General features: G+C 45.4%; 11 protein-coding genes and 1 pseudogene. 10 read left to right on the top strand and 2 right to left on the bottom strand.

The window, feature by feature from the left end; all coding sequences use genetic code 11:
* Positions 1-2,852 (top strand): tail fiber domain-containing protein (locus PKI34_12920; protein ID HNS18710.1); only part of this gene is annotated, 2,852 nt, incomplete at its 5' end.
* Between the two features lie 454 nt (positions 2,853-3,306).
* Here PKI34_12920 and PKI34_12915 read toward each other — a convergent pair.
* Positions 3,307-6,225: an ATP-binding protein gene (locus tag PKI34_12915; protein ID HNS18709.1), complete on the bottom strand. Its 2,919-nt coding sequence runs from the start codon at positions 6,223-6,225 to the stop codon at positions 3,307-3,309.
* A gap of 160 nt (positions 6,226-6,385) precedes the next feature.
* Here PKI34_12915 and PKI34_12910 point away from each other — a divergent pair, with 160 nt between their 5' ends.
* From PKI34_12910 to PKI34_12875, 8 genes are all read left to right on the top strand, one after another.
* Positions 6,386-6,679 carry a hypothetical protein gene (locus PKI34_12910; GenBank protein ID HNS18708.1) on the top strand — a complete coding sequence of 98 codons (294 nt, stop codon included), beginning with the start codon at positions 6,386-6,388 and terminating at the stop codon, positions 6,677-6,679.
* A complete protein-coding gene (locus PKI34_12905; protein HNS18707.1) occupies positions 6,630-6,860 on the top strand; it encodes a hypothetical protein in 231 nt (76 codons plus the stop codon). Before PKI34_12910 ends, PKI34_12905 begins: the two co-directional genes overlap by 50 nt.
* A 285-nt stretch (positions 6,861-7,145) precedes the next feature.
* Positions 7,146-9,074, top strand: a complete 1,929-nt coding sequence (locus tag PKI34_12900) for an FISUMP domain-containing protein (protein HNS18706.1) — start codon at positions 7,146-7,148, stop codon at positions 9,072-9,074.
* A 45-nt stretch (positions 9,075-9,119) separates the two neighbouring features.
* Positions 9,120-11,456 carry a TonB-dependent receptor gene (locus PKI34_12895; GenBank protein ID HNS18705.1) on the top strand — a complete coding sequence of 779 codons (2,337 nt, stop codon included), beginning with the start codon at positions 9,120-9,122 and terminating at the stop codon, positions 11,454-11,456.
* Positions 11,456-12,355 (top strand): DUF4249 domain-containing protein, encoded by a 900-nt coding sequence (locus PKI34_12890; GenBank protein HNS18704.1) that lies wholly within the window; start codon positions 11,456-11,458, stop codon positions 12,353-12,355. Before PKI34_12895 ends, PKI34_12890 begins: the two co-directional genes overlap by 1 nt.
* 639 nt (positions 12,356-12,994) lie before the next feature.
* Entirely contained in the window at positions 12,995-13,279 is a 285-nt protein-coding gene (locus tag PKI34_12885) for a hypothetical protein (GenBank protein HNS18703.1), read from the top strand.
* 56 nt (positions 13,280-13,335) lie between these two features.
* Entirely contained in the window at positions 13,336-17,676 is a 4,341-nt protein-coding gene (locus PKI34_12880; GenBank protein HNS18702.1) for a CusA/CzcA family heavy metal efflux RND transporter, read from the top strand.
* 6 nt (positions 17,677-17,682) lie between these two features.
* A complete protein-coding gene (locus PKI34_12875; GenBank protein HNS18701.1) occupies positions 17,683-18,804 on the top strand; it encodes an efflux RND transporter periplasmic adaptor subunit in 1,122 nt (373 codons plus the stop codon).
* Positions 18,805-19,309: 505 nt separating this feature from the next.
* Here the strand turns inward: PKI34_12875 and PKI34_12870 are convergent.
* Positions 19,310-19,498: pseudogene (locus PKI34_12870) on the bottom strand (IS3 family transposase).
* Positions 19,499-19,510: 12 nt separating this feature from the next.
* Between PKI34_12870 and PKI34_12865 the strand changes: the two are divergent.
* The gene (locus PKI34_12865) at positions 19,511-19,681 is read left to right on the top strand and encodes a hypothetical protein (GenBank protein HNS18700.1); all 171 of its coding nucleotides are present in this window, start codon (positions 19,511-19,513) and stop codon (positions 19,679-19,681) included.
* The last annotated feature ends 152 nt before the right edge of the window (positions 19,682-19,833 follow it).

The following is a 19,833-nucleotide window of genomic DNA, read 5'->3' as shown; positions in this document are numbered from 1 at the left end:
ATTCCGGAAGAATTTCTGACGGCAGCGGTAACACAGCCATCGGTTCGCGATCGCTTTTTTCCAATACCACCGGTTATTCCAATGTTGCAATGGGTGTAAAGGCATTGTACAGCAGCACCGACCGCAGCAACCTGGTGGCCATCGGGGATAGTGCGTTGTTTAATAATGGGCTTGGGGCACCTTCCCATTTACAGGCAAAATATAATACGGCTATAGGTTCGAAAGCGCTTTATTCAAATATAACAGGCTTTCTGAACACCGCCACAGGATATCAATCCCTTTATTCCAACGTCGATGGAGTACGGAATTCTGCATACGGAGAACAATCACTTTATTCCAACGTAGGGGGAAATAATAATACAGCCATAGGAAATCAATCACTTTATTACAATACGGAAGGAAATAATAATACAGTCGTAGGATATCATGCCCTTCATAAAAATACCACGGGGGATAATAACATAGCCACAGGCTTTCATTCACTCTTTAATAACACCACCGGCTATTCCAACGTCGCAATGGGAGTAGAAGCACTGTACAGTAACACCACCCGCCGCAACCTGGTGGCCATCGGCGACAGTGCGCTGTATAATAATGGCACAGGGGCCACGCAAATATTCCATGCAACTCAAAATACGGCCATTGGTTCCAAAGCGCTTTATTCCAATTCAACTGGCTTCAATAACACCGCCACCGGAAATCAATCACTTTATTCCAACACTACCGGAAAATATAATACTGCCATCGGGGTTCAATCACTTTATTTCAACATTGGAGGAGGTTATAATACAGCAACAGGATTCCATGCACTTTATAATAATACGGAGGGACTTTACAATACAGCTATCGGATTTTGTGCACTTTTTAATAATACGGAAGGAAATGATAATGAAGCTACAGGATATTGGACGCTTTATTCTAATACGATAGGAAATAGTAATATAGCCACAGGCCGGGAAGCACTCAGGTACAACACCACCGGCTATTCCAATGTCGCAATGGGAATAAGGGCCCTGTATAGCAACACCACCCGCAGCAACCTGGTGGCAGTGGGGGACAGTGCGCTGTTTAATAATGGCACAGGGGCTTCAGACTACAGTCACGCAAAATATAATACGGCCATTGGTTCGAAAGCGCTTTATTCCAATACAACTGGCTCTTATAGCACCTCCACCGGATATCAATCACTTTATTCCAACACCATCGGATTCAAAAACACAGCCACCGGATATCAGGCACTTTATTCTAATACCGAAGGATACGAAAATACTTCCTTAGGATACCATGCACTTTATTACAATGAAGATGGCTGTGGCAATACAGCCAGTGGGTGTGGCGCGCTTGCTAATAACACCGAGGGCAACTTCAACACCGCATCAGGATACTGGGCATTATTGGTCAATACATCAGGTTCAAGTAATAGTGCTTTTGGTGAGATGGCACTTTATAATAATTCCACAGGATGGTATAATTCGGCCGTCGGCATGCAGGCACTATACTCCAATACCACCGGAAATAATAACGTAGCCTTCGGTGATAAAGCACTATTTCTAAACACCACCGGGCACTCCAATGTCGCAAATGGAACAGGTGCATTGTATAAAAACACCACCCGCAGCAACCTGGTGGCTGTGGGGGACAGTGCGCTGTACAATAATGGTCAAAATGTTTCTCAAATATACCATGCAACAGAAAATACAGCCCTTGGTTCCAGAGCGCTTTATTCCAATACAAGAGGATACCGCAACACGGCTACAGGATATCATACACTTTATTCCAATACTACTGGAATCTGTAATACAGCAATTGGTGATAAGGCACTGTACAGTTCTACCGAAAGCGGTCATAATACTGCCACCGGATATCATGCACTTTATAATACGACTGGGAGTGCTAACACCGCCTATGGATCCTATGCAATGTTTTTTAATGCAGCAGGAATGAATGCCACTGCTTTAGGTTATGGTGCCATGTATTATTCTAATCCTACCACTACCACCTTCGACAATTATAATGTTGCAATCGGTTACTATTCACTGCGGGGCTCTATTTCTCCCTCAGCAAATACTGGCAATTATAATACTGCTCTTGGCTCTCAAACGCTTTTTAATAACACGACAGGATCCCATAATTTGGCCGCTGGAAATCATGCACTTTATTCCAACACTACAGGATACAATCTTACCGCCATGGGTGATTCTGCACTTTATTCAAACACAGAGGGCTTAGCAAATACGGCCGTTGGAAAGAACGCGATGAAAGCTAATACAACTGGAGATTATAATACAGCAATTGGCCGATCTGCTCTTGATTACAACACAACAGGTAATTCTAACACTGCCGTGGGATACAATGCGGGCCCAAACGTTTCAAATGCTTCAAATACAATAGCTATAGGGCGCGACGCAGAAGTCACTGCCAGTAACCAGGTACGCTTGGGCAACAGTAGCATTACCACTTTGTACTGCATGGGAGCCTATGTGGGGACAGTCGGAGGGACCAACCGGGATGTATTTGTTGATAACAATGGTAAGATCGGTTACGTATCTTCCTCTCTCAGGTATAAAGAGAACATTGAAGACATGGAAAGCATTGACTGGCTGTATTCGCTCAGACCGGTTAACTTCACCTATAAGACGGATGAGAATCACTTGCCGCAGGTTGGCCTGATCGCCGAGGAAGTGGAGCAGGTAAAACCGGAATTCGTCAGCTACGACAACGTAGGAAGACCGGAAACGGTCTCCTACTCCGCCCTGATCTCCCCGTTGCTCAAGGCCGTACAGGAGCAGCAGGAGATGATAAAAGCCTTGCAGGAGGAGGTGAAGCGTCTGAAGGAGAACCAGGCACGTTAATAAGATCAAAGAGCATTAACTACTGCCTGTCAGATCCTATAATCGTAACCTGAACGAACAAATGAAATACAGGATCCATTGCCTTGAAGTCAATGAGGATGACTTTCAGTGTCAACTTGCGAAATTTGTAAATGATCTGGAGGGAGAGGTTGTTTCAGTTGTACCCCATGTTACCCAAAAATTTCTTCGTTACGGAGCTAAGATCGATTATATACTGGTTGTGGAGAAAATAAAATAGGATCAGGATTGGAGGCAGACAACGGTAATTTGCTCATTTACCCCTCCCCTGTGAGGGTGTGTCAAAAGTCTTTTTTCACCGCTAAGTCGCTAAGACGCCAAGAAAAAGAATATTGATTATTAAGACTTTACGTCTTGGCGTCTCTGCGGTTTTGAATAAAATAACCCCTTTTGATATAACCTCTCGTTAAATTTGGTATTTCCGGGATCTGTAAACTCAACTTAGAACCTTCAGCAGCTCCGACGCTTCTCTGTGCAATTTAAGGATCTTCTCTTTCAATGACAGTATGTTCGCCGTATGGCTCTCCGACCAGCCTTTGCGCAACTCCTGGTCCAGCACCACGGCCGTGGCCGCACTCTTCTCATCCAGGAACTCCCGGAGATGCGGCACCAGACTGTGGATGGAGAAAGCCAGCGGCTCGTGCTGCAGCTGGTCCATCCATACCTGCCACTTCCCAACCTGCTCTCCCGACTGTGCCAGGAAGAGTTCCAGATACCGGATGAACCGGTCCTTCTTCCCGTTGCAGGTATCATACAGCCGGTCGGACCAGGCGGGCCTGTTGGAAATCGCTGCAAGAAAATTCTCTTTATCCGGCTCCTGTGTGATCACTCCCTGGTCGGTGACCCGTTTCAAATGCTCGTGTAACGTCCTGGCCAATACGTTCTGTGATACCGGCTTGGGCACATAGCCGTTCATGCCCGATTCCAGGCAATGCTGGATGTCGCTGCGCACCACGCTGGCCGTCAGTGCGATCACCGGGATGGCCGCATTCTCATTGCCCAGCAGCCGCAGCCTCCGGGTGGTTTCATAGCCATCGATGCCCGGCATACGGATGTCCATCAGCACCAGGTCGAACTTCTCTTTCTCCAGCCGCGCCAGTGCCTTGTAACCATCTTCCACAAGGATCACTTTCGATTCCGGCAGGATCTTCTCTAGCAGCCCCTCGGTTACGATCTGGTTCGACGGGTTATCTTCGACCACAAGTATCCTGAAGGAACCTTTCATGAACAGTTCCGACATATCCTTCTCTTTCTCAAGGGCACGGTAAGCCTCCTCTGTGGATAAGGCCAGCGGAAGGGTAAAGCTGAACACCGACCCTTTCTGAGGTTCGCTCTCCAGTGCAAGGGTACCACCCATCCGCTCCACCAGCTTTTTTGAAATAGACAATCCCAGGCCCGTACCAACCACCCGTTGATCTTCGCTCTCTCCTGCCTGCACGAACTCCTCGAAGATCACTGCCTGCAGCTCCCTTGGAATACCCACCCCCGTATCCTCCACGCTGAAATGAACCATCGCCTTGCCGTCGCTTATCTCACCGGCCGCTATCTTTACCTGTATGGAGCCCCGTTCGGTGAACTTGATGGCGTTGCCCGCCAGGTTGAGCAATACCTGCCGGATGCGGCCGGCGTCTCCCCTGAGCCACTCGGGCGTGCCCTCCCCGTCCTGGATGATCAGCTGGATCCCCTTCTCGCTGGCTTTTCCGCCCAGGAGATTCTTCAGCTCTTCCATCAGCTCCTTAAGTTTGAAGGGAGATTCATGCAGATCCAGCTTGCCGGCATCGATCCGTGAAAGGTCCAGGATCTGGTTGATGATGCCCGTCAGGTGCTCACCTGCCTGCTTAATGTTCCGCAGAAACGTCCCCGTTTTGGGTGGCTGCGGATCGTCCAGCAGCAGGTCGGTCATGCCGATGACGGCATTGAGCGGTGTGCGGATCTCGTGGCTCATGCTGGCCAGGAACCGCTCCTTGAACTTCTCGCTCTGTTCGGCCCGCAGGCGTGCTTTTTCGATCTCCCGGTTCTGCTGCTCCAGCAGTCTGGCCGCTTTTTGTTTCTGCCGGAGGAAATAGAATACGACTCCTGCCAGAAGGAGGATCAGTGCTGAAATGCCAATGAAAAGGTATGTGATCACGCGGTTTTTTGCCAGCTGCTGCTCTTTGAAGGTAAGCTGATCCTCCATCTGTTCTATCTCAAAACTTTCGGTCAGCTCGCTGACCTTGGCTACGACTTCCACTTCTTTGGCTTCGATCTCTAAGGCGATAACCTTCTTGTAATGCTTCATCGCCTGATGGTAATCTCCCATCGCTTCATAGATCTGGGCGATACTTTCTATAAAGAATATGCGGTGTTCAAAATCCCGGTGAACAGATTCTAATTCCTCTGCTTTCTGAAGCTTTTCAAGTGCCTTCTTTTTATCGCCCTTGATCAAAAAAGCTTTCGCATCCAGAAGATAACATTCGGAGAGTGTCGCTGAATCCTCCATCTGACCGAACCATGATTGGAGTTCTTCCGAATAGTCAAGGGCAATATCAACACTTCTCCTGTTGTCACCGATCTCTTCTCCGTACAGGTTCAGGGTGTCATCCAGAAAACAGTATGCCAGATTGTAAAGAATGTGATGGGAGATGACCACGTTATTATATTGCTCATACAATTTGAGCGCCTCGTAGTACGATCGGATCCCTTCCCGGGACCTTCCTGCTGTCATATAGATTTGCCCAATACGATACAGTGCATCGGGTTTGATGTCTTTCTCACCGATTTTAGCACTGTCAGCCATGGCAAGGACACGCAAATACATTTCCATGGCCTTCGGAGAGTTCCCTGTGCGTGAGTATACATAGGCGAGGCTTCCCATGGTGGCGATTTCCTGTTCCAGGTTGTGGGTCTCCCTGAATATTTTCAGTGCCTGCAGCAGGTATTCACTCATTTTGTCATATTCCCTGGATCCCAGATAACCCTGGGCAACGGATGTATACGCTTCTCCAAGCAGTCCCGGGTCGCCCAGTTTCCCGGCAAGGTCCAGGGCAGCAAGAAAACGGTCCATGGCTTCATCAGGTTTCCCGATCACGGCATAATAATACCCTTCATGTATCCTGGAACGGATCATTCCGGGCATGTAGTCGGCCCTCTCCGATTCTTTAAAGAACATTTGAGCATAGTAGAGCAAAGAGTCGGGTATTTCAAAAACAAACGACCAGGTGAAGCCGGCACTTGCCTCCAGCCGAACAGTATCGGGGAGGCTTTTATCGAAGGCAATGGACCTCAGGCTGTCCCTCTCGGAGACGTCCTGGGCAGCAACGTATACCTGCATGGATAACATGATAAGGGCAAGTGAGAGAAGGATGGGTGTTTTCATGGTAGCGATTATGGGTATTTTTGTCAAATTTAATACATCTTTTCATCCAGATCAAGTCAGAAAGCATGAATAATGTGAATTTCCGGCACAGATCATTGCGTTTTTCGCAAATTATTCATATCTTAGTGGGTAAACTTTTTATCCTACAAACCTGATCACGATGAAGACAAGGCTCACCCTGTTTTGTGCCCCTGTCCTTTTCACGGTGGTGACACTGGGACAACCTGTGACCTGTGATTTGACGTTTACCGCCATAGACAGTGCGTCCTATGTTCGACTGGACAGTGTCAGCGTGATGAACCGAACCCAGGGGAGTGAAACCACGATCTACTTCCCCGACACCACCTTATCCCTGGAGATCATTCCGGGCGACCTGCTTCTTGTTGAACGGCATTGGCCGCAGCATGAAAATCCTGACCACCGGACAGAACAGCAAGCAAAGATGCATCCTTGAATACATTGGAATCTCCACCGGGAATCCTATTTTGAAGCAATTTACCAGAGCCGGCAGCTTCACCACCCTGGAGCCCGGTATCCTTGATGTCCCAACTGCTTCCAAAACGTACACCTTCCAGTTCGCCAGCGACATTCCCTGCCCGGAGGCTTATCTTCATACGGGGCATACTCATTTTTAGGCACGGATGGTTACTTCTGGACTACGTCGCTCCCGAGCGACTGGGTGTGGATCCGTTTTATGTGGTCCAACGCGGCCGGTGTTAACCGCGGATCATGGCCGCCTGACTTCGCGATCTCCATCCTCCATCCTTCATCCTTCCTCAAAACACCCTCCTGATCCTGAAGTTACTGTAATCCGCCATTTCATTGGATCAGGCCAGCTGACCCTGAATGATTACGCAAGGTTTGCAAAACCTGTAAAACCATTGTATATTTATCGCCTGAACACGTAAAACCTGACAACAATGAAACACACCTTGCCTTTGATCGCCGCGATGATCATAGTCCTTTCATTCAACACACATCGCAACCAGGCCTCCGCCCATGGCCTGCCTGATCTTAACGGATTTTCAGAGTGCGCTGCTTTTGTTCCAGGATTGCCATCTTTGCCGGAGGACGATTTTGTCTGTGCCGATGTCAATGTGGACGGCCTGGTCAATGTGCTGGATGTCATCACTTTGGTCAATTACATCATGGCAGGCGGCCCGGAACCGTTTGATGCAGAGGCAGCCGATGTAAATGCAGACGGCTACATCAATGTCCTGGACATCATTTTTATGGTCAACACCATCATGCAGGTGCCGGGAATACCCTGCGGATGCGTCGCACCGGTAAACCACGGTGGACAGACCTATACGACCGTCAAGATCGGTGACCAGTGCTGGTTCAGGGAAAATCTGAACATCGGCACAATGATCAGCAGTAATGAAGGAGGTCAGTTACAGACAGACAATGGAGTGATCGAGAAGTACTGTTATGGAAACACTGCCGCAAACTGTGATATTTATGGAGGACTCTATGAATGGAATGAGGCCATGCTCTATGTGACAGCCGAAGGAGCCCAGGGCATCTGCCCGGCTGACTGGCACATACCCACCGACAACGAATGGAAGATGCTGGAAGGGACCGTCGACAACCTGTATCCTGTCGGAGATCCTGAATGGGATGAGACAGGCTGGAGGGGATTGGATGCGGGTAACAACCTGAGAGAGACAGGAACAAGCCACTGGTATCCAACCAATGCCGGCGCCACCAATTCCAGTGGTTTCACGGGTCTTCCCGGTGGTCTCCGCAATCACGACGATGGGACCTTCTACTATCTTTCCGTGAGCGGTCACTTCTATTCATCATCGCAGATGAGCGAACTTGAAGCCAGAAGTCGTTACCTGAACGGTACACAGGCCCAGATTGGCCGTTTCGCAGATATCGAACACGGATTCTCCATCCGCTGCATCAAAGGCTGCTGGCCACAGCCTTCCCAAGCCAACGCAGGACCTGACCAGGTTAACATTCCAGGTACTTCGACATCCCTGGCTGGGAATACACCTGTCTTTGGCACTGGCGTCTGGCATATCCTCAGTGGCACAGGAGGCACCGTTGCGGATACCTCAAGCCCTATAAGCAGCTTCTCCGGACTGGCAGGGATTGCTTATGCACTTTCGTGGAAGATCACCTCTCAATGTGGAAGCACTCAGGATACCGTGCAGATAAGCTTTTCTCCAGGAACTGCTCAGCCATGCCCGGGGATTCCAACGGTTGAATACGAAGGACAAACCTACAATACAGTCCTGATTGGGACCCAATGCTGGCTGAAAGAGAATCTGAATGTAGGAATAATGATTGTCAATAATGGTAATCCAAACATTAATCAGACAAATAACGGAGTCATCGAAAAGTTTTGTTACAACAATGAAGCTGCTAATTGCATTGTTTACGGAGGAATGTACGAATGGCAGGAAGCGATGCAGTTTGTGACCACCGAAGGGGCCCAGGGCATTTGCCCGGATGGCTGGCACATACCCACAAACGCGGAATATGTCATTTTGGAAGGCACTGTTGACAGCGAATATCCCATCGATGACCCGGAATGGAATTCATCGGGCTGCCGTGGCCTGGATGCCGGGGGTAATTTGAAAGAAACGGGAATTGATCACTGGAATTCACCCAATACAGGTGCCACCAACGAAAGCGGTTTCACCGGCCTCCCGGGTGGATGGTCCCTGAATTCAGGGCTATTCTGGAACCTGGGCAAAAACGGCTATTTCTGGACCACAACCCTGTTTCATCCCTCTTTTGCATATGTCCGGTGGCTGAACTATGACAGCGCCTGTGTCAACCGGGCAAGTATGCGCATTGAAGACGCTCTTTCGGTCCGCTGCCTGAAAGACGAGTGAGGCGTGAACGCTGGCACCCTTACTATGAGATTCTTCATATTCATAATGATTGTTTTTTTCATTACCCTGTTTTGCAGGCCGGCCTATTCGTTACCGGATGGGGAAAACAATCACTTGAAACATACATTGAGCGGCTATGTGCGCGATGACTCCAATGGTGAAATGTTAATTGGTGTAACCGTATTTTGCAGTGAGACTAAAACAGGTGCAACTACAAATGTATACGGTTTTTATTCGCTTAGCCTTACTCCCGGAAAGTATACAATCCGTTATTCTTATATTGGATTCGAAGCCCAGGAAAAGGTAATTGATCTTGATAAAAACCTGACGGTTGATATTAACCTGAAGTTTATGGAACTTGAATTAGGCGAAGTATTGATTACCGGGAAACGTACTGACGAAAATGTACGTGCACCTGAAATGAGTCTGGCTAAGCTCGATATTAAAACCATTCGTAAAGTGCCTGCCTTGCTAGGTGAAATCGACATCGTGAAAGTAATGCAACTTATGCCCGGGGTGCAGGCTACCAGCGAAGGCTCAACGGGTTTCAGCGTTCGTGGCGGGAACTCGGATCAAAATCTGATCATACTGGATGAAGCCACCATTCATAATGCTTCTCACCTTTTGGGATTCTTTTCTGTTTTTAATAATGATGCAATCAAGGAGGTCACGCTCTATAAAGGAGATATCCCAGCTGCTTACGGGGGCCGGCTTTCGTCGCTCCTCGATGTGCGGATGAAAGATGGAAACTCAAAAAAGTTTGGTCTCGCCGGAAGCATTGGAACTGTTTCGAGTAAACTAACTCTTGAAGGCCCGATCATTAAAAACCGTACTACTTATCTGATCGCGGGTAGGCGCACCTATGCCGATTTATTCCTGCCTTTTGCAAAGGATGAGAATGTCCGCGACAATAAATTATACTTCTACGATTTTAACCTGAAGCTTTCCCATACGATAAACGAAAACAACAGGCTTTACCTATCGGGTTATTCGGGTCGCGATACATTTAAAAATCAATTTGCGTCGATGAGTTTTGGCAACCAGATAGCCTCGTTCCGCTGGAATCATCTTTTTACAAAAAAACTCTTCTTCAACTTCAGTATGATTTATTCGCGCTATAAATACGAACTTGGGACACCTGAAGGCGAGGCAACTTCTTTCAATTGGACATCAATGATGCGCGACTATTCGACACGCTTCGATTTTACACATTATTTAACTGATAAACACACCCTCAAATACGGTGCGACCGTTATGTTTCATGTGTTTTTCCCCGGCACTGCCAAAGGACTTGGAAGTGAAACTGCGTTTTCTGAATTTGTTTTACCGGCTGAGTACGCTTATGAGTATAGCCTTTATGGGTCCGATGAATATAAAGTTTCTCCGAAACTTACTTTAAAATATGGTTTGCGGCTTGCAATGTTTCAGAATGTTGGTCCGGGAACCTATTATAATTATGATTCAAATTACGAACCTATCGATAGCACGGTCTACAAAAGAGGTGATTCGTTTAATATCTATGCCAACCTTGAGCCGCGTCTTGCTTTTACATACTTACTTAACAAGGTTTCATCCATAAAAGGAAGCTATTCGCATACGGCACAGTATCTTACACTTGCACAAAATTCCACTTCAGGGACCCCGCTCGATATCTGGTTCCCCGCCACGCCAAATGTTAAACCTCAGTTGTGCGATCAGGTCGGAATTGGTTATTTCCGCAATCTCAGCAATAACCTGTATGAAGTTTCAGCTGAAATTTATTATAAAAAATTCAGCAATGTAATTGACTTCCGCGACCATGCCATGCTATTGCTCAATCCTTACCTCGAAGGCGAATTGCGCATTGGCAGGGGATATTCCTATGGTATTGAAACCATGATTCGTAAAAATGAAGGAAAACTAACCGGTTGGGTAAGTTACACCTATTCACGCTCGTTTCGTATCATACCCGAAATTAACGATGGAAACCAATACAATGCTCCTTACGATAAGCCAAACGCTATAAATATTGTGGCCAACTATGATGTTACAAGACGTTTATCTGCTTCATTAATATGGACTTATGCAACTGGTCTGCCCGTGACATTCCCCACCGGGAGGGCCGTTGTTGGCAATGCGATACTTCCAATCTATTCGAACCGAAATGCTTACCGTCTGCCGGATTATCACCGTCTCGACTTATCAGTTTCACTTAAAGGAAAGGAAAAGCCCGGCAAAAAATGGCATGGCGAATGGAACCTGTCAGTTTACAATGCCTACAACAGGCATAATACCTGGTCGATAAATTTTACCCAGGACAGTGCTGATCCTAATGTAACCTATGCCGAAAAAACCTACCTATTTTCGATAATTCCTGCATTGACTTATAATTTTAAATTCTGATGGAATCACGAACCCCTCACCCTTTGACCAAGAATACAATGAATGCCAAAAAATACATCTTGCTGTTTCCCATACTTTCCATCATAGCTGTTTCATGCACCGAAAAAATTGAAATGGAGCTCGACGAAAGTTATACCCGTCTGGTCGTCGATGGTTCTATTTCGACGGATACAATGCGCCATACGGTAGTACTGACAACAACTTCGAGTTACTATTATAACCAGCCGGCACCACCTGTTACAGGAGCATTTGTCACTATCTCAGACGGTTCACACGTATATGACCTAACTGAAGAAAAACCCGGAGTCTATCTTACCGCTCCTTCGTTATTCGGCATTCCGGGAAAAACCTACTCGCTGAACATCAAGCTTGTAAATGCCATAGGCGGATATGATTCTTATACTGCAACCTCCACCCTAAATGCGGTGACTGAACTTGATTCAGTGAGTTTGTCGTTCCATCCCGAATGGGCTTCCGACGGCATATGGGAACTAAAATGCTTTGTACAGGAGCCACCCACGGTCGATTTTTATCGATTCCTTTTATATAAGAATCAGGTGCTGCTAACCGATACGCTTGACGAATGGTTTATAACCGATGATATGTTTTTTAATGGCAACTATACAAATGGACTGCCTATTGCCTACCTCGACCAGGGTAATCCTGAACAGGGATTGAAGCCTGGTGATATCGTCATGACAGAAGTAAATAACATCGGGAATGAGTATTATGGTTTCCTGGTTGAATCTCAAACGGAGTTGTTTGGTTCCAATCCCCTTTTCAGCGGCCCGCCTGCAAATATTAAAGGAAATATTAATAACGGCGCTGTTGGCTTCTTTGCAGCTTACTCGGTTACCCGTTCCTATGCAATCGCTCCGGTCCACGAGAAAAAAAATTGAATGAAAAACGGGCACTGAATGAACAGAGACACCCTGCAACGAATTGGCCATCCCGCTGATAATGCAGATGCTGTAGAATTTCTTCTGTCAGAAATATGGTCATTCATTACTGGGCACGTGTTGATTGTTGTGTCGGCGGCATTTCAAAATTGAAAGCAGAATGAGCAGACAGTGGATGTCTTCTTGTCCAGCAATTCTCCTTTTTCTGCAATTTCTGATAAAGAATTGCTCAATGTTTACTTATTAAGTATCTTGCTGATTATTTCGGACAATGTCGGCCACTTATGTCGGATTAACCCAGGCCTGTGATCTCGGATATAAGACAGTTTTTTCTATAAAATACGCCTACGAACGAATAATACAACACGACGGAATAGTTTGCATTGAAAGAAAGATACTAAATGACAAGATCATGAACAAAATGAAAACATGCCTTTTTTTCATCATTGTTTCACTAACCGCAAATGTGTTTTCACAACAAATTGAGGTTACAAAACTTGACTCTGCCATCACCTTTGCCGACAAATTAATAGAAACCGATCCCAGGGTGTTTTTTCAAAATGTGGAAAGTTTCATCGTCTGGTCGCAAGGTAATATCTTTCAGCATATTTTAATGAAGACGACAAATTGAAGCATTCGATGATCATAAGGGACTTGCTGACCATGTCGGCTGGTTTTGAATGGGAAGAGATGATTCCTGTCAATGATCCCGGAAACGATAACATGAACATGTACAATAGTGGAAATTATCTGCAGTATGCAATTTCACGACCCATGGCAATCAAACCCAACAGCGAATTTAAATACAACAGCGGTTGTCCGGTCATCATCAAACAATCCATTGTACCGTTTTGCACTAAGTATGCAATTCATCCTGGCAACGAAAGAATTACCGCATTCGAAAACTTACTGAAACTGTCCTGAAAAGTGAGGCGGATATCGACAATCTAATGAAGCAACAACGATTAAAATGAATTTTTATGCTCAAGAATATCATTGACTTCAGCATCAACAATAAGCTGATCGTCATCCTGTTTACATTAACGGTTGCAGCTTTTGGGCTCTACGCCGTATTAAGGATTCCTGTGGGAGCTGTTCCAGACATTACCAACAATCAGGTTCAGGTCATAACAACCTCGGGCAATTTATCAACACAGGAAATTGAACAGTACATCACTGCTTCAGTGGAGATGGAGATGGCAAACCTCCCCGGAGTCAAAGAAATCCGCTCGGTTTCGAAGTTTGGCATATCACTGGTTACCATAGTTTTCGATGAAAACATGGGCACATACTTGCCGCGCCAGCTCATCGCTGAGAAAATTAAAAGTGCCACCGCAAAAATCCCCCAAGGATTCGGTGAACCAGAAATGGGCCCCATTACAACAGGCTTGGGGGAAATCTACCAATACACACTCGACATCAAAGAGGGATACGAAAACAAATACTCCGCAACAGACCTGCGAACCATTCAGGACTGGGTGATCAAACGAAGATTGTCCGGCATAAAGGGGGTGGTTGAAATAAACAGCTGGGGCGGGTATCTTAAACAATACGAGGTATCCATCAATCCATCGCAATTAATGGCCATGGACATAACGCTCATGGAGATATTCAATGCCCTGGAGGCCAACAACAGCATATCCGGAGGCTCCTATCTCGAGAAAACCAACCAAAGCTATTTTATACGCGGCGATGGACAGGTTAAATCCATTGAGGACATTGAGAATATTGTTGTCAAAAATAGCCAGGGAACACCGATCCTTATCAAAAACATTGCATCGGTCAGTTTTGGTCACGCCAACAGGTACGGTGCAATTACAGCAAATGGAAAAGGCGAGACGATTCTCGGACAGGTAATGATGCTCAAAAATGCAAACTCCAAAGAAGTGATTAATGAGGTAAAAAACAGAGTTGCAGAAATTCAGAATAATTTGCCAGAGGGTGTTTCTATTAATCCCATTGTTGACAGGAGTGAGCTGGTAGCAAAAACATCCTTCACGGTAGTTGAAAATCTGATACTCGGAGCACTGATTGTAATGTTTACGGTGATTCTGTTGCTTGGAAACATCCGTTTGGCCCTGGTGATCACCTCAGTGATTCCACTTGCGTTGCTTTTTACCATTGCCATGATGTATGTTTTTGGGATTGATGCTAATTTAATGAGCCTTGGAGCCCTTGACTTCGGGATCATTATCGACGGCGCAGTCATCATCGTTGAGTTTATTGCTCTAAAAATAGCCATCAGGAAAACCGACATAGAAAACGCTAAAAGTGACGAACGGGCAAGCATCATGGATGCCATATCGTTGGATGGAGCCTCCAGGATGATGAAATCGGCCATCTTCGGACAGATCATCATTCTGATTGTGTTTATTCCCATTCTCTCGTTAACGGGTGTTGAGGGGAAAATGTTCAAACCGATGGCCCTGTCGTTCTGTTTTGCCATTATTGGTGCGATGATCATGGGCTTAACGTGGATACCCGTTGCATCTTCATTATTCCTGAAACCGCCCGGAACCAACAGAAAAAATGTCTCGGATTGGCTGATGAACCTTGCGCACAGATCCTATTCACCAGTAATTCATTGGGCGTGCGCCCACAAAAGAATAGTGCTTGGTGCTGCCCTGATTTCATTGCTTGTCACGGCATTTCTTTTCACAAGAATTGGAGGTGAATTTGTACCCACCCTGGACGAAGGCGATTTTGTCATTCAGCCCGTTCTGAAAACAGGAACATCGTTATCAAAAACCATTGAAACCACGACCCAGATGGAACAGATACTGATCAATAACTTCACTGAAGTTGACAAAATTGTCAGCAGAATTGGTGCTGCAGAAGTTCCTACCGACCCCATGTCGATGGAAGAAATCGATATGATCATCAAACTTAAGCCACGCAAAACCTGGACTAACGCAAAAAGCAAAGAGGAATTGGCCGATAAGTTTAAAGATGCCCTTTCAGCTATCCCGGGAATTGAATACGAATTCACTCAGCCTATTGAGATGCGCTTCAATGAACTCATCACCGGAGTTCGCTCCGACATAGCCATCAAGATCTTTGGTGACGACTTGGAGTATATCGATAAAAAAGCAATCGAAATCAAAGGACTGATTGAGGGAATACCCGGTGCAAGCGATATCATCCTGGAAAAAACTGCAGGTTTGCCCCAAATCAAGATCAACTATAACCGTACAAAAATTGCATACTATGGTGTTGACATCAAAACCCTGAACAGTTACCTTGCCACAGCCTTTGGAGGAGAGGCGACCGGTATCGTTTTTGAGGGCGAGAAACGTTTCGATTTGGTTGTTCGTTTCGACAAGCAAAACCGAACCGATATTGATGACATCAGGCGGCTACAAGTTCCTTTATCCAACGGTAATCAAATTCCGCTATCGGAATTAGCCGAAATACACTATGCCGAGGGTCCTGCAAAAATATCAAGAGAAAACACGCACCGCAGGGTGGTGGTCAGCGTCAATGTGCGCAACAGGGACCTTCAATCTGTTGTGAATGATATTCGAGCCACCATTGACAAAAACATTACCTTAAAGCCGGGCAATTACGTTGCCTACGGAGGACAATTTGAAAATTTGAGAAATGCGACAAACCGACTCTTGATAGCCGTCCCAGTTGCGCTTATCCTCATATTTATTTTCTTACACTTTGCCTTCAAATCCCTGAAAGATGCCATAATGATTTTCACAGCAATTCCATTGGCGACGGTTGGCGGAGTTTTCCTGCTCTGGGTGCGAGGGATGCCCTTTAGCGTATCCGCAGGCGTTGGTTTCATTGCGCTTTTCGGAATAGCTGTGCTTAATGGAATTGTGCTCATTGAGCATTTAAAGCAACTGAAGCATAATGGGACAATGAGTATGCGTGAATTAATTATCCAGGGAACAAAAGACAGGCTTCGTCCCGTAATGCTTACTGCGGGTGCAGCAGCGATGGGATTTCTGCCAATGGCCTTATCAACAGGCGCAGGGGCTGAAGTGCAACGCCCCCTGGCGACCGTTGTCATTGGTGGGCTGGTCACATCGACAATGCTCACCATGATTGCGCTTCCCTTAATGTTTGAGATATTTTACAATGTCATTGGAATGAAATTCTTTCCGTTGAGATTCATACGAGCAAAAGAGTGTCTTTTAATTCTTGTGCTGCTGCTTCCCTCGTTTGGGTTACGTGCGCAGAACAAAGAATTAACATTGGATGATGCTATAAAGATCGCCTTGCAAAACAATAAAGAGATTAAAGCCTACGGGCTGAAAGTTGAGGAGCAAAAAACATTGATACCATCGGCCATTGCCCTGGACAAAACAACGTTCACCTACGGTACCGACCAAAATAACATCGCGGAGAACAACTATCCCTTAAAAGTCTGGGGCATTGAACAAAGTTTTAATTTCCCAACACTCTATGGTGCAGAAGTAAGGGCAAAAAGAATTGAACATTCCATTGCTGAAGCCGAACTAAAAATCCAAAGCGAAAATCTGATCAAACACGTTTCACTGAGCTACATTGAACTTCAGCTACTCAACGAAAAATTAAAGATTTACCAAAACATTGACAGTCTTTACCTCACTATTTTAAAAGGGGCTACACTCAAAAACAGCAAGGGCGAGGTTCCAAACCTTGATTTACTGAACATGCAGGCCAAGCAGCAAAAGATCAACCACCAGCTGAACGAAATTAAATTTAGCATCGATAACACCTATTCAGCACTCAAAGCCTTAATGGGCTATGATAGTTCGTTCACCGTTTCACCAGAGATCCCTGTTCTGAACTCACTCAACAGAAACATTGACTCCATTCCTTTCATTTTATGGCTGAGAAGCAAGGAAGCCCTTGTTAATGCCTACATTGGAATTGAAAAGAATAAACTTTTACCGGATCTGTCTTTTAATTACTTTCTGGGTACAAACTTTTTTGAGAATGCCAAATACTACCACGGATTTGAAGCAGGCTTATCCATTCCACTATTCTTTAATGCACAAAAATCAAAAATCAAAGCATCAGAGATAGCAATGGATGCAACCAACCATTTTTCTGAATATGAAATTGACCTCCTGAAAACAAAGCAAAAGGAGCTTTCAAACGCATATTTGAAGTTAAAAGAACTACTGAATTACCATACGGAAACTGGCAGCAAGCTTTACGATGAAATTATCAGAACTGCACAGCTTAGCTTAGAAAATGGCGAAATCGATTTTTTCACATTTGCCACCAGCACCGAAACGGCCCTGCAAATTCAGTTGGATTACTTCAATAACTTAATGAATTACAACAGTGTAACGCTTGAACTTAATTACCTTTCAAAATAATACAGTATGAATACCCTAAAACATCTTGTCTATTTTGCATCTGCACTTTTCTTTTTGTTTGCTTGCGGTCACAGGCAGGAAGCTGTCAAAAAAGAATCGGACCTCATTGAAATCACGCATCAGCAGTTTGCCACCAACGCAATGCAACTGGGTACAATGGAAAGCAAAACTTTTGAAAGTACAGTAAAATGCAACGGTACCATCGTTCCGCTACCCAATGGTATTGCAAGAGTGAACGCACCGCTTCCGGGGATCATTAAAAACCTTTACTGCACTAACGGCCAATATGTGGAAAAAAATCAAAAATTAATGGAAATATCGGGCAATGAAATAATTGACATTCAAAAGGATTTTGCTGAAGCATCGGCCAGTCATACACGATTAAAAAATGATTATGAGCGAATTAAATCATTATACCACGAAAAGGTTACAGCGGAGAAGGAATTCATTGTTGCTGAGAGCGAGTTTAAAACTTCAACCGCTAAGTACAATGGGTTAAGGATGAAAATTGAAGCAATCGGGTTCTTGATTTCCAAAATCGAAAATGGTGAGTTCTACTCCTCCTACGCCATTAAAGCGCCAATAAAAGGATATGTTTCCAGAATCAACGCTACTATTGGAAGCTATACTGACGCACAATCTGAGCTTATAGAAATTCTCGATCCAGCCAGGTTACACGTTCAGCTTTCCGTCTTTGCAACGGACATCGCAAAGCTAAAAATAGGGCAAACTGTTCGCTTTAAATCTGTAAATTCCAGGACCATTCACTTTGCAACACTCAGCTCCATAGGCGTTGCTGTTGACAATGACTCAAAATCAATTGAATGCTACGCCTCACTAACCGATAAGAAACCCGTCAATGCCATTGCCAATGATTTTGTTGAATCGGAAATAATAACCAGCGCGGATACAGTGAATGCCCTACCTTCTGAGGCTATAATTAAAACTGAAACGGGGTCTTTCATTTTGGTTCTTGAAAAGCGAGAGGATGATAACTATTTATTTAAGAGAGTTCCTGTGAGCATTGGAAGACAGTATGATGGACTTACTGAAATACTTGACGAAAAAATTGATGAATTGATTGCCATAAAAGGAGTATATGGCATTTCGATGACTATTTCGGAGTAAATCCTGCCACTTGTTTCGGAGTAAAGCAGGCCACCCATTTCAAACCAAAGCAGACCAGTGATTTCGGGCCAAATTAAACACCTGATTCACAGGCAACCTGGGCTCTTATGATATTCAAATGTAACACCCTGCTGCACCCAATAGTCATTTCCAAAAAATGTCTGTCGATAAAACAATTTTCTCGCCCGGTACCTGAGTACTTTAATCCTCTTCGGCAGTAATAAAAATTTTGATTGGTTTAAATGAAGACACAGCCTCAAATTTAACATTTAAACTTTGAGTCCACTCCGAAAAGTAATAATTTTGGATTAAAGTCCACTAACTGGTTGGTTATCACTTACCCCGGCCTTAAGGCCGGGGTAAGTCAAGGCACTGGTTTATAGGGCTTTAGCCCTAAATTAAGGCTCGATGATCTTTTTTCGGAGTAGACTCAAGCTTTCGTCCTCTAATCCATTCAAGGTTTTTTTAGCTCCTTGTTCTCCAGGAACAGTCCTCCCAGCTCCCGCTTGAGCAGATCGTTCTGCCGGCGCAGTTCACTGACTTCATCGCGTGTGGCTTCCCTGAGGATGTCCCCGCTTAGACGGCGTTTCCCCGCCTCGATGAACTCTTTGCTCCATTTGTAATAATTGTTCTGGTGGATCCCGTATTTGCAGCATATAGCCGCAATGGTATCTTCACCCCGTAATACCTCCAGCTGGTGAACTTTATGCTGACGATTTACAGATCAGCGTTGCATCTGCCTGCCTGCTTTACAGTGCGGTTTACAGCCGGACAACGCAAAGATATGGCGATCGCGGGCGTGACCGGTATGTATGCAAGGATTTCGGGCATTCGGCTGAGAGCGTTTACCTGCAAGCCAAAGCCCTTCACCTGGTAACCTGTGTCATCGGTGCTTATGATGATAATTTTTTTTACTTTAGTACTATATTATTGGGATATTCATATCTTTGTTCGTAACTTTTTCAGACGTTTGGTTTTCCGCCCTGAACCAAACCGGTACCACTTCCTGAAATAAAATGATGCCACCAA

This window comes from Bacteroidales bacterium (assembly GCA_035342335.1).
Taxonomy (GTDB): Bacteria; Bacteroidota; Bacteroidia; order Bacteroidales; family JAGONC01; genus JAGONC01.
The sequence above is the reverse complement of the archived record's forward strand: the minus strand, read 5'-3'. Positions and strand labels throughout refer to the sequence as shown.

Bases quoted from the DNA above. Each gene is read 5' to 3' on its own strand.
- PKI34_12890 (HNS18704.1), top strand. From the start codon at position 11,456: ATGGAATCACGAACCCCTCACCCTTTGACCAAGAATACAATGAATGCC.
- PKI34_12900 (HNS18706.1), top strand. From the start codon at position 7,146: ATGAAACACACCTTGCCTTTGATCGCCGCGATGATCATAGTCCTTTCA.
- PKI34_12875 (HNS18701.1), top strand. From the start codon at position 17,683: ATGAATACCCTAAAACATCTTGTCTATTTTGCATCTGCACTTTTCTTT.
- PKI34_12885 (HNS18703.1), top strand. From the start codon at position 12,995: ATGATCATAAGGGACTTGCTGACCATGTCGGCTGGTTTTGAATGGGAA.
- PKI34_12865 (HNS18700.1), top strand. From the start codon at position 19,511: ATGCTGACGATTTACAGATCAGCGTTGCATCTGCCTGCCTGCTTTACA.
- PKI34_12910 (HNS18708.1), top strand. From the start codon at position 6,386: ATGAAGACAAGGCTCACCCTGTTTTGTGCCCCTGTCCTTTTCACGGTG.
- PKI34_12915 (HNS18709.1), bottom strand. From the start codon at position 6,225: ATGAAAACACCCATCCTTCTCTCACTTGCCCTTATCATGTTATCCATG.
- PKI34_12895 (HNS18705.1), top strand. From the start codon at position 9,120: ATGATTGTTTTTTTCATTACCCTGTTTTGCAGGCCGGCCTATTCGTTA.
- PKI34_12880 (HNS18702.1), top strand. From the start codon at position 13,336: ATGCTCAAGAATATCATTGACTTCAGCATCAACAATAAGCTGATCGTC.
- PKI34_12905 (HNS18707.1), top strand. From the start codon at position 6,630: ATGAAAATCCTGACCACCGGACAGAACAGCAAGCAAAGATGCATCCTT.